10 protein-coding genes are annotated in these 11,127 nt (G+C 73.9%); 7 read left to right on the top strand and 3 right to left on the bottom strand.

All coding sequences use genetic code 11. The annotated features are described in order from the left end of the window. The coding region (locus tag ACIWVC_RS18005; RefSeq protein WP_396454352.1) for a hypothetical protein at positions 1-189 on the top strand (189 nt) is incomplete at its 5' end. A 13-nt stretch (positions 190-202) separates the two neighbouring features. On the opposite strand, the gene ACIWVC_RS18000 is transcribed toward ACIWVC_RS18005, so the two are convergent. Both ACIWVC_RS18000 and ACIWVC_RS17995 read right to left on the bottom strand, forming a co-directional pair. Beyond that, positions 203-1,021 (bottom strand): MauE/DoxX family redox-associated membrane protein, encoded by an 819-nt coding sequence (locus ACIWVC_RS18000; RefSeq protein ID WP_396447393.1) that lies wholly within the window; start codon positions 1,019-1,021, stop codon positions 203-205. After that, positions 1,015-1,965 (bottom strand): hypothetical protein, encoded by a 951-nt coding sequence (locus tag ACIWVC_RS17995; RefSeq protein ID WP_396447392.1) that lies wholly within the window; start codon positions 1,963-1,965, stop codon positions 1,015-1,017. The genes ACIWVC_RS18000 and ACIWVC_RS17995 overlap by 7 nt, the downstream gene beginning before the upstream one ends. A 322-nt stretch (positions 1,966-2,287) precedes the next feature. On the opposite strand from ACIWVC_RS17995, the gene ACIWVC_RS17990 reads away from it, so the two are divergent. From ACIWVC_RS17990 to ACIWVC_RS17980, 3 genes are all read left to right on the top strand, one after another. After that, positions 2,288-2,767 (top strand): SigE family RNA polymerase sigma factor, encoded by a 480-nt coding sequence (locus ACIWVC_RS17990; RefSeq protein WP_396447391.1) that lies wholly within the window; start codon positions 2,288-2,290, stop codon positions 2,765-2,767. A gap of 91 nt (positions 2,768-2,858) precedes the next feature. Continuing rightward, positions 2,859-4,481, top strand: a complete 1,623-nt coding sequence (locus tag ACIWVC_RS17985; RefSeq protein ID WP_396454351.1) for a long-chain fatty acid--CoA ligase — start codon at positions 2,859-2,861, stop codon at positions 4,479-4,481. Between the two features lie 192 nt (positions 4,482-4,673). Next, the gene (locus tag ACIWVC_RS17980; RefSeq protein ID WP_396447389.1) at positions 4,674-6,254 is read left to right on the top strand and encodes a sigma-70 family RNA polymerase sigma factor; all 1,581 of its coding nucleotides are present in this window, start codon (positions 4,674-4,676) and stop codon (positions 6,252-6,254) included. 4 nt (positions 6,255-6,258) lie between these two features. Here ACIWVC_RS17980 and ACIWVC_RS17975 read toward each other — a convergent pair whose 3' ends face one another. Next, positions 6,259-7,029, bottom strand: coding sequence for a MerR family transcriptional regulator (locus tag ACIWVC_RS17975; protein WP_396447388.1), 771 nt, complete (start codon positions 7,027-7,029; stop codon positions 6,259-6,261). A 63-nt stretch (positions 7,030-7,092) separates the two neighbouring features. Between ACIWVC_RS17975 and ACIWVC_RS17970 the strand changes: the two genes are divergently transcribed. From ACIWVC_RS17970 to ACIWVC_RS17960, 3 genes are all read left to right on the top strand, one after another. Further along, complete coding sequence (locus ACIWVC_RS17970) at positions 7,093-8,079, top strand: adenylate/guanylate cyclase domain-containing protein (RefSeq protein ID WP_396454350.1); 987 nt, start codon at positions 7,093-7,095, stop codon at positions 8,077-8,079. Positions 8,080-8,105: 26 nt separating this feature from the next. Next, on the top strand, positions 8,106-9,662 hold the full coding sequence (locus ACIWVC_RS17965) for an amidohydrolase family protein (RefSeq protein WP_396454349.1): 1,557 nt from the start codon (positions 8,106-8,108) through the stop codon (positions 9,660-9,662). Positions 9,663-9,829: 167 nt separating this feature from the next. Continuing rightward, entirely contained in the window at positions 9,830-11,041 is a 1,212-nt protein-coding gene (locus tag ACIWVC_RS17960) for an alanine racemase (RefSeq protein ID WP_396447385.1), read from the top strand. Positions 11,042-11,127 lie beyond the last annotated feature (86 nt).

Here is an 11,127-nt window from a genome sequence, read left to right as displayed (position 1 = left end):
GGCTACGACGAGGCCGTCGGCTACGACGAGATGCAGGACCAGGGCGGACGGATGCCGCACCCCGGGGACGAGTACACGTCCGAGCGAGACACCTACCACGGGCAGGACGCGTACTCGGCCCACCGCGAGGACGAGTACGACACTCACGAAGAGGAGCTCGGAAGCGGGGGCGCCGAAGGCGGCTGGTGACCCGTCCTGCGCGCTAGACGGCCGCCGCCGGCTCGGGCGTCACCACCGCCGCGCGCACGTCCCGGTCCTGTCCGGCGGTGGACACGGCGAACACGATCTCCACGTCCCGGTCGTCCACCCGGGCCGCGAAGACCACGAACCGCCGGCAGCCCTCGCGCCACACGTCCAGCGGGACGGCGCTCGCGACCGCGTTCTCGTACGCGGCCCACTCCGCGCTCTCGTGGAGCGTCGCGTACGTCTCCGCCAGCGGGCTGCGCCGCCGCTCGCACGGCGGCTCGGCGGGCGCGCGCCGCCGCTCCACCAGCTCGGCCAGCTCCGGCGACAGCGCCGCGAACAACGCCAGCTCGACCGCGAGGACGAGCCCGACCTGGGATTGGACGTCCCGCAGCACGTCCAATCCCGCGAGCGGCGCGCCGAGGGACGCGACCGCCGCACCGGTGAACAGCACGGCCCGCAGCACGCTGCGCCGCCCGACCTTCTTGCCGCTGAGGCCGCCGAAGCAGCCGCACCCGGCGTCCGGCCTGCGGACCCTCAGCTCGCCGACCACCCAGGTCGCCGCCGCGAACGCGACCGTCGTCGCGAGCCGCACCGACAGGTGCGAGGTGACCAGCAGCGCCAGCCCGAGGAGGCCCTCGCCGGCCGCGAGCCCGACCGTCATGCCGCGGTTGCGGCGCACCGCCGTCAGCCGCGCGAGCCCCGCGGGCACGGGCACGCCGTGCACGTGGTCGGGGGCCTCCGCGGCCGGCTCGCGCACCGTCAGCTTCGCCGCGCACGCGGCCAGCAGCACCGCCGCGAGCAGCAGCACCTGCGAGTTCTGGAACGCCGTCACCATGGCCCCTCCACCGGCAGATCCGGGCGGACGGAGGCGTTGAAGCAGCCCGCGTCGAGCTCGCCGCCGAGCCCGGCGAACGCGACCGGCGTCAGCTCGACGATCCGGCCGCGCGGCGACGCGCCGCACTCCACGCACCGGTCGCAGAACCGGGCCGCCGTGCAGCCGCACTCGACCACCGGCACCGCCGCGGCCCGGCCCCCGCACTCGTTGCGGACTCCGATCAGGCTGCCCACCGACAGGTACGGGAACGGGACGCAGCCGGACGGGGCGTCCGCGCAACCCCCGGCGGCCCCCTCGGAGTCGACCGCCGGATAGGCCGCCCCGTCCGGCGTCTCACCGCCGGCCTCCCCGAACCACGTCGCCGTCCCGCGCAGCACCCCGGGGACGGGCGCGGTCGCCTCCGGCGCGGCGAGGTCGTCCGCCCGGTATCCGGGCTGGGACGTGCCGGGGCGCACCGCCCGCGGCCCGTCCGGGGAACCGACGCAGATCACGTCGATCAGGTAGCCGGGCTCCAGCCGCGGATGCCGGACCAGCACCCGCTGCAGGGCGTGCGGGGGGATCACCACATGGGCGCGCCCGCGGTGGGCGCCCATGTCCACCTCCACGATGTCCCTCCCGCACGCCAGAATCGTTCCGGCGACCCGCCGTATGTCGACCCAGACCCGATCCGCGACGAAGACGCCCCGGCCGCCGAGCGGGCCGCCCGTCCCCTCGGCGCCGGCGCCGCCCTCCTTCAGCCGGACGATCACCGGGCGGCCCGGCCGGAGCGCGGCGAGGCCCCCGCGCCCGCCGTGCCAGATCCCGGTGTCCCCGCTCATCGCGAACCGGACCTCCGTGCCGCCCGCGGCCAGCGCCAGCAGGTGCGGGCTGGCGTCCAGGACGATCCCGCCCACCGCCCGCAGCGGCGGCTCCGCCGCCGGGAGGCCGGGGGGCGCACCGAACACGGCCGCACGCCGGCGGCGGCGCGCATCGCTGCGCGCGTCACGTAAGGGGGACGGCATCGCGGCACTCCGGCATTGATCACTCTGGGCGATGGGTGGGAAGACGCTGCGTCAAGGCTCACGTGCCGTGACCCCGCCTGTCGACGGATTTGTCGCGATAAGTCAGCCACCGGTGGACGTCTGATCTACCTCGGGTAAAGATTATGAACTGGTTGACCCGGATATGTGATTTGTGTAGGCCCAGAATCACGATCTCCCTGCGATCGTCGACCATACCCGGGAGCGGCCCGGCGCCGGCTCCCCAACCCCTTGGTCCGGTGGTGCTGTGAACGCGACGCGTAACGAGGAGTTCCGCGCGTACGTGGCGGAACGCAGGCCCGCCCTCCTCCGCACGGCCATGAGGCTCGCCGCCGACCGCGCCGAAGCGGAGGACCTGCTGCAGGCCGCCCTCGCCAAGACCTACCTCGCCTGGGACCGCATCGAGGACCCCGCCGCCGTCGACGGCTACGTCCGCCGCGCCATGGTCAACACGCAGATCTCCTGGTGGCGGCGCCGCAAACTCGAGGTCTACCCCACCGACCGGCTCCCGGACCGTCCCGTCGAGGACCACACCGACCGCAGCGAGATGCACGACGCCCTCGGCCGCGCCCTCGACCGCCTCCCCGAACGCCAGCGCCTGGCCGTCATGCTCCGCTACTACGAGGACATGTCCGAGCGCGAGATCGCCGAGGTCCTGGGCGTCAGCGTCGGCACGGTGAAATCCACCGTCTCCCGAGCCATGGCCCGCCTCAGAGAGCTGTACTGAATGGCACGGCCAGTGGGTTCTGCCCCTGGGCGAACACCTGGTCTCTGGGCTAGAAAGACCTTGGGAAGCCGTTTCTGGCAGGAGGCGTGACGTGTTCAGCACCATGCAGGATTTCCCACTGACGATCACGACGATCATGCGCTACGGCGCGGAGGTCTTCGGCGGCGCCGAGGTGTCCACCTGGACCGGGGACGGGGCGCGGCGGCGGAGCTACGCGGAGGTCGGGGAGCGCGCCGCGCGGCTGGCCGGGGCGCTGCGCGGCCTCGGGGTGGACGGCGACCAGCGCGTGGCCACGTTCATGTGGAACAACGCCGAGCATCTGGAGGCCTACCTCGCGGTCCCGTCGATGGGCGCGGTGCTGCACACGCTCAACCTGCGGCTCTTCCCCGACCAGCTCGTCTACATCGCGAACCACGCCGAGGACCGGGTCGTCATCGTCGACGGGTCGCTGATCCCGCTGCTGGCGCCGGTGCTGCCGCAGCTGAAGACCGTCCAGCACGTGGTCGTGGTCGGTGAGGGGGACGCGGCGCCGCTGGAGGGCGCGGGCAAGGAGCTGCACCGGTACGAGGAGCTGCTGGCGGCGGCGCCGGCGACGTTCGACTGGCCGGAGATCGACGAGCGGTCGGCCGCGGCGATGTGCTACACGAGCGGCACGACCGGGAACCCGAAGGGCGTCGTGTACTCGCACCGGTCGGCGTACCTGCACTCGATGGCGACGTGCACGGGCAACGCGATCGGGCTGAGCGCGTCCGACATCGTGCTGCCGGTGGTGCCGATGTTCCACGCGAACGCCTGGGGCATGCCGTACGCGGCGATCATGGCGGGCGCGCCGCTGGTCATGCCGGACCGGTACCTGCAGGCGGAGCCGCTCGTCCGGCTGATCGAGGCCGAGCGCCCGACGATCGCCGGGGCGGTGCCGACGATCTGGTCGGACGTGCTGCGGTACGCGAAGGAGCACGGGTCCGACCTGAGCTCGCTGCGGCTCGTGCCGTGCGGCGGGTCGGCGGTGCCGGAGGCGCTGATGCGCGGGTTCGACGAGATCGGCGTCCGGATCGTCCAGGCGTGGGGGATGACGGAGACGTCGCCGGTCGCGACGGTGGCGCACCCGCCGGCGAAGTCCTCCGGCGAGGAGGCGTGGCGGGCGCGGATGAGCCAGGGCCGCGTCCTCGCGGGGCTGGAGATGCGCGTCGTCGGGGACGGCGACCGGGTGCTGCCGAACGACGGGGAGGCCGTGGGGGAGGTCGAGATCCGCGGGCCGTGGATCACCGGCGCCTACTACCTCGACGAGGACCCCGGCAAGTTCCACGACGGCTGGCTGCGGACGGGCGACGTGGGGACGTTCTCGGCGGACGGCTACCTCGTCCTCACCGACCGGGCCAAGGACGTCATCAAGTCGGGCGGCGAGTGGATCTCCTCGGTGGAGCTGGAGAACCACCTGATGGCGCACCCGGACATCGTGGAGGCGGCCGTCGTCGGCGTCCCCGACGAGCGGTGGCAGGAGCGGCCGCTCGCCTCCGTCGTGGTGCGGGACGGCGCGACCGTCACCCCGGAGGGCCTGCGGGAGTTCCTGTCCGACCGGGTCCCGAAGTGGCAGCTCCCCGAGCGGTGGGCGTTCATCGACGAGGTCCCGAAGACGTCCGTCGGCAAGTTCGACAAGAAGGTGCTGCGGCGCCGCTACGCCGACGGTGACCTGGAGGTTCGCCAGATCGGCTGACCGGATTCCCTGCACCGGGTCACGACCCGCGCGATTACGGAGAGGGGCGATAAGCCTCCCGGGTGTTACCTTAACGGTGGATTTCGGGAGATGATGTGGTGCAGATGGGGTCCGCGGGTGTATGCAAGGTGGGCTGATTGTCCGGATGACCCCCGTGGGGGCGGACCCCTCATGCCGCTGCCGGGAGCGTGAATGCCCAGGTTGTCCACCTCCGCACGCTCAGCCGACCGCGAACTGGTCAAGGGGCTGAACGAAGGCGACGAGGCGGCGCTCGCCGCGCTCTATGACGAGTACGCCGAGCGCCTGTACGACTACGCCCTGTCGATGACGGGGGACGGCAAGACCGCCGCGGAGGTCGTCCACGACACGTTCATCGACGCCTGCCGCCGCGCCCCCCGGATGCGCGACCACCTGCACCTCGGCTCCTGGCTGTACGGCGCGGCGCGGCGCCGCTGCGTCCGGCGGGGCCGCGCGAAGGTGCTGTTCTGGGACCGGGACGGCGAGTTCGCCGACGCCGCGTTCGTGGACCGTGCCGATGACGACGGCCTCGGGCTCGAATGGCCGCCCGCCGACGAGCTGCACGACCTCCTCCGCGGCTGCCTGGCCCGGCTGGAGCCCGTCGACCAGGAGGTCATGTTCCTGGCGTTCCGGCACGGCCTGCGCCCGGCCCGGCTCGGCGCGGCGCTCGGCCTGTCGCCGCGGCGGGCCGCGGCGCGGATCCGCCGGGGGCGCGCCGAGCTGGAGGCGGCGCTCCAGGACGTCCTCCGCCGCACCGAGCGGGCGTGCGCCGCGGGGCGGGCGGAGGTCGCCGTGCCGGCGGTCCGCGCGGCGGCGCAGGACGAGCCGGACCCCGCCGCCGCGCCGCGCCCGGACGGACGCCTGGCGCGGGCGCTGCACCGGCGCGCGGCCGACTCCCCCGCCGACCCCGAGACCGAGCGGCATGTCGCCGACTGCGTCGACTGCCTGCGCCGCGGCCGGGTGTCGCCCGCCGCGCTGCTGCGCCGGGCGCCGGCGCCGATCCTGCCGGCGGCGCTGCGGCACCGCGTCATGCACACCGCGACCGACCCCGAGCTGGCCGGGTACCGGGCCGACATCGCGGCGCGCGGCGGCGCGCTCACCCCGTCCGGCCTGCCCAGCCAGCCGGACGTGCCGTCGCCGTTCACCCGCCGGTGGCTGTTCACCGCGGGCGGCATGGCGGGCGCGCTGGTCGCCGCGCTCATCGCGGTGTTCGCGATGGGGCCCGGCATCGGCGGCGGCACGCTGTCCTGGCCGCCGTTCCGCACGCAGCCGCAGCCGTCCATCACCAAGGTGGCGCCTCCGGACGGCTCCGGCGGCGGAGGGCGCCCCTCCCAGGCGCCGGGCGGGGGGACGCAGAACCGTCCCGTCCAGCCGCCGTCGAGCCCGCCCGCGCCGCAGCAGGATCCGAAGCAGACCCAGGACCCGTCGGCGCCGCCGTCGCAGCCGGCCGACCCGCCCGCGCGGCCCGGCGTCCTCGTCGTGAGCCCCGCCGAGGTCGAGATGTACGGCACTAAGACCGCGCAGGTCAGCCTCACCGCGAGCGGCGGCCCGGTGACGTGGACGGCGATGACCTCGACGAGCCGGCTGATCCTCTCGGAGATGCAGGGCGGCATGTCCGAGGGCGGCACGATGAACCTGACGCTCACCCTCCGCACGGCGATCATCGGCCTGCCCGGTCAGGGCACGCTGACGTTCACCGACTCCGAGGGCGCGGCGCACCAGGTGAAGGTCGTCTGGGGCGCCACGCTGCTCTGACGGCTCAGCCGCCGGCCCGGCCGTCCTCCCCCAGGGCGTCCCGGATCGTGGCGAGGCGCTCGCCGAGCGCCTCCTGCACGCGGGCCTCCATCGCCCGCGCGATGAACGGCTCGACGACCATCTTCACCAGCGGCCGCATGCGGCGGACCACGGCGGCGACCTCGGCGACCTCGTCGCCTCCCGGGACGGGCTTCCCCTCCAGCCGGTCGAACACGTGCTCCTGGACGAGGTTGACGAACCGTCCGGCGATCACGTCGCAGTCGTCGCGGATCTCCGCGGCGATGTCGAGCACCGAGTCGAGCGGGATGCCGGCGGCGACCAGTTCGGCGCCCACGTGCAGCAGCCGCGGGCTCGGCACCCGGAACTTCTCCCCGTCGGGCTCGATCAGCCCCAACTCGACGGTGCGCTGCCGGACGCGGGCGATCTCGTCCTCGTCCAGCCCTGCGCCGAACTTCTCGACGAGCTCCTCATACGTGGTGGTGCCGGGGATCTCGTCCGACCAGGGGTCGGTCAGGACCTTCTCCAGGCCGAGCACCTCGCCGACGTCCTTGCCGGTCTCCCACGCCGAGATCAGGTCCTTGATGATCGCGAACGTGTAGCCGCGGCCGAGCAGCTGGCCGATCAGCCGGAGCCGCGCCAGGTGCGCGTCGCCGTACATCCCGACGCGGCCTTCGAGACGCGGCGGCGGGAGCAGCCCCCGGTCCTGGTAGGCGCGGATGTTCCGCACGGTGCTTCCGGCCAGCCGCGCCAGCTCGTCGATTCGGTACTCGGCCATATGGACGTGATCTTACTCCCGCACCCATTGTTACATTATTCGATGGCACATAGGGTTGCGGCCATGGCGGACGACATCGAGGAGACCCTCCTCGGCGGCCCCCTGCGCTACACGCGCAAGGAGGTCGAGACCCTCTCCGGCGTCCCGGACGACTACGCGCGCCGCATCTGGCAGGCCCTCGGCTTCCCGGCCCCGCCCGACGACGAGGTCGCGTTCACCGACGGCGACGTCGCCGCCCTCCGCGAGATCAAGGACCTGCTCGCCCACGACATGGTGGACGAGGAGATGGTCCTTGAGCTGGTCCGCGCCGTGGGCCAGACGATGGGGCGCCTCGCGAGCTGGCTCGGCGACGTGTGGCTGGCCCGGCTCGGCGAGCTCCGGTCCGCCGAACCGCTCACGTCCGACATGGTCACCGCCGCGCTCGCCGCCACCGAGGAGCTGCGCCCCGCGTTCGAACGCCTCCTCCTGCACGGCTGGCGCCGCCAGCTCACCGCCGCCGGCATGCGCGCCGCCGCCACCACGGAGGCCGCCCACTCCGATCCCGCCGCCGGTCTCGCCCACCTCGCCGTGGGCTTCGCCGACATCGTGTCCTTCACCCGGCTGAGCAGGCGCCTCGACAGCGACGCCCTGGCGGCGTTCATCGAACGCTTCGAAACGACCACCGGCGAGATCGTCGCCGAGGCCGGCGGCCGCATCGTCAAGACCCTGGGGGACGAGGTCCTCTTCGTCGCCCCGACCCCGTCCGCCGCCGCCGACATCGGGCTCAGCATCGCCGACCGCTTCAACCAGGCCCCGGACTTCCCGAAAGTCCGCGTTGGCCTCGCCTACGGCGAAGTGATCCAACGCCTGGGCGACGTCTTCGGCACCCCCGTGAACATGGCCGCCCGCCTGACGTCCACCGCATACCCGGGAACGGTCCTGGCAGGCCCCGCCCTGGCCGCAGCCCTCCCGCGCGACACCTACGAAGTCTCCTCCCTCCGCCCCCGCCCCCTGCAGGGCCTGGGCCGAGTGAAGCCCTACGTCCTACGCCGCCCCCGCCCCCGCCCCTGACCCCTCCCTGGGGTGAATGAGGTCCGATGTACGATCTGCTGGTTCGCGGGGGGACGGTGCTGGACGGCACCGGCGGGCCCGCACGCCGCGCGGATGTCGCCGTCTCCGCGGGACGGATCGTCGAGGTCGGGGGCATCGCGGGCGCGCGGGCGGTCAGGGAGATCGACGCCGCCGGCCGGTACGTCATGCCGGGCTTCATCGACACCCATGTGCACGGGGACGCGGCGGTGTTCGACCCGCGGGTGCAGCTCGCGGCGCTGCGGCAGGGCGTGACGACGTTCGTGCTGGGGCAGGACGGCGTGTCCTACGCGCCGGCCGGCGCGGAGACGTTGCGGTATGTCGAGCGGTATTTCGCACCGGTGAACGGCAGCCATCCGGGTTTGGACGGCGGGACGGTGCCGGTGGCGGAGCTGCTCGATACGTACGACCGGCGCGTTCCGCTCAACACCGTGTACCTGCTTCCGCACGGGACGATCCGCCACGGCGTCATGGGCACCGCGCGGCGGGCGCCGGACGCCGGTGAGCTGGCCGCGATGCTCGCGGAGGTCGAGCGGGGGCTGTCGGAAGGCGCCGCCGGCCTGTCGACCGGGTTGGAGTACGTGCCCGGCGCCTACGCGGACGCGCGGGAGATCGCCGCGCTGTGCGCGCCGGTCGGCGCGGCCGGGTTGCCCTATGTGACGCACATGCGGGGTTACGAGGCCGACGCCGTGCGGGCGATGGCCGAGGTGCTGGAGATCGCGCGGGCGGGGCGGGTGGCTCCGCACGTGTCGCACTACCACGGTCCCAAGGACGAGCTGGCCGGGCTCGTGGACGGGGCGCGGGCCGAGGGCGTCGATCTGACCTTCGACAGCTATCCCTACCTGCGCGGGTCCAGCACGTTGACGCTGGTCACGCTGCCCTCGTGGCTGCCGATCGCCGATCTCGACGCGACGCTCGACGCGCTCGCCCGGCGGGACGTCCGGGAGAGGCTAGAGGCCGAGTGGTTCGCGCACCGGGCCGAGGTGTGGCCTCGCGTCACGCTGTCGCACGTCCCGGCCGACGGGTTCCGGTGGGCGGAGGGCATGACGCTGCCGGACGCGGCGGCCCGCATGGGGAAGGGCCCCGGCGAGTTCTGCTGCGACCTGCTCGTCGCCACGCGGCTGGAGGCCGGGTGCGTGTTCATGCAGCCGCCGACCAACAGCGAGGAGTCGGTGCGGGCGCTGCTGCGGCATCCCGCGCAGATGGCCGGGTCGGACGCCGTCTACCAGGGCGGTCACCCCCATCCGCGCGGGTGGGGGGCGTTCGCGCGGCTGCTGGGGCGGCACGTCCGCGAGCTGGGCGACTGGACGTGGGAGCAGGCCGCCGTCCACCTGGCCGGGCGCGCCGCCGACCGGTTCCGCCTGCGCGACCGGGGCCGCATTGAGGCGGGACGCGCCGCCGACCTCGTCGTCCTCGACCCCGCGACCGTCACCGACCGCTCCACCTACGAGAATCCCCGCGTTCTCGCCGAGGGGGTCGAGCACGTCGTCGTCAACGGCGTCCCGGTCCTGGACGACGGCGTCCTCCGGCAGGCGAATCCGGGACGGGTCCTGAGGCCGGCCTGACGCCCCGGCTCCCGCACCGGTGGGGCGCCTCGCGGATTGAGACCGGCGGTACCGGGCCATCAGTAGGTCAGGGAGGTCGGCCCGATGGTGGAGTGGACCTGCCCGGACATCTCGCGCGCGCCGGGGTCGTCCCGGCCGCGCCGCCGCACCGAAGGAGGGAACCAGCCGTGAGCCTCGCCGTTCCGGACGAGCACGTCGACTGGCGGACGAAGGGCCTGTGGCAGCCCGCGCCCGTCTCGCTGCGGGAGTTCGCCGCCGCCCGGCACCCGCTGTTCGGCGGCCCGTTCACCTGGCCGGTCATGGTGGCGCGGCGCACGGCGCTTGAGCACAACATCGCCGCGCTCGCCGGCTTCTGCGCCGAGCACGGGCTGGCGTTCGCGCCGCACGGCAAGACGACCATGGCGCCGTCGCTGTTCCGGGCGCAGCTCGACGCGGGCGCCTGGGGCATCACCGCGGCGACCGCGAACCAGGTGCTCGCCTACCGGATGCTCGGCGTCCCCCGCATCCTGCTCGCCAACGAGCTGCTCGACCCGACCGCGCTGCGCTGGCTGGGCGGCGAGGTCGACAAGGGCATGGACTTCCTGCTCTACGCGGACTCCCCCGAGGGCGTCGCCGCGATCTCCGCGGCGGCCGGGGAACGCCCGTTCAGGGTGCTCGTCGAGCTGGGGCACGCGGGAGGACGCACCGGCTGCCGCACCATCGAGCAGCTCACCGGGGTCGCCCGCGCCGTCACCGCCGCGCCCGGCACCGAGCTGGCCGGGGTCGCCGGATACGAGGGCGGGCTGCCGGACGTCCCGTCCGCCGCCGCCTACCTGCAGGCGCTGCGGGACGCGACCATCGCGCTGTCCCCGCTGCTGCCGCGCGAGGTGGTCGTCACGGCGGGCGGCAGCGCCTACTTCGACCAGGTCGCCGAACGGCTCGCCGGCGACTGGCTGCCCGGCCACGACCTCACCGTGGTGCTGCGGAGCGGCGCCTACGTCTCCCACGACGACGGCCTCTACACGGAGAAGACCCCGTTCAACCGGGTCCCCGGGTCGCTGGACGCGGCGCTGGAGATCTGGGCGCAGGTCACGTCCGTCCCCGAACCCGGTCTCGCGATCGTCGGGATGGGCAAGCGGGAGGCGCCCTACGACGCGGGCCTGCCGGTCCCGCTGCGCGTCCGCCGCCCGGACGGCACGGTGCTGCCCGCCGAGGGGCTCCGCGTCACCGGCACCAACGACCACCACGCCTACCTGGCCGTGGACGGGCCGGCTCCCCGCCCCGGCGACCTGGTCTGCTTCGGCATCTCGCACCCGTGCACGGCCTTCGACAAGTGGCAGGTCATCCCGGTCGTGGACGACGACCACACCGTGACCGACCTGATCCGCACGTACTTCTGAGAGGACGACCATGATCCCCCGCTCGACGCCGGGAGGCGCGCCGCGGGCGATCAGCCCGTAGACCTCGGTGGCGGCGCTTCCCGCGA

It is taken from the genome of Actinomadura sp. (assembly GCF_044508335.1).
GTDB lineage: Bacteria > Actinomycetota > Actinomycetes > Streptosporangiales > Streptosporangiaceae > Spirillospora.
This window is presented reverse-complemented; position numbering and strand designations above follow the sequence as displayed.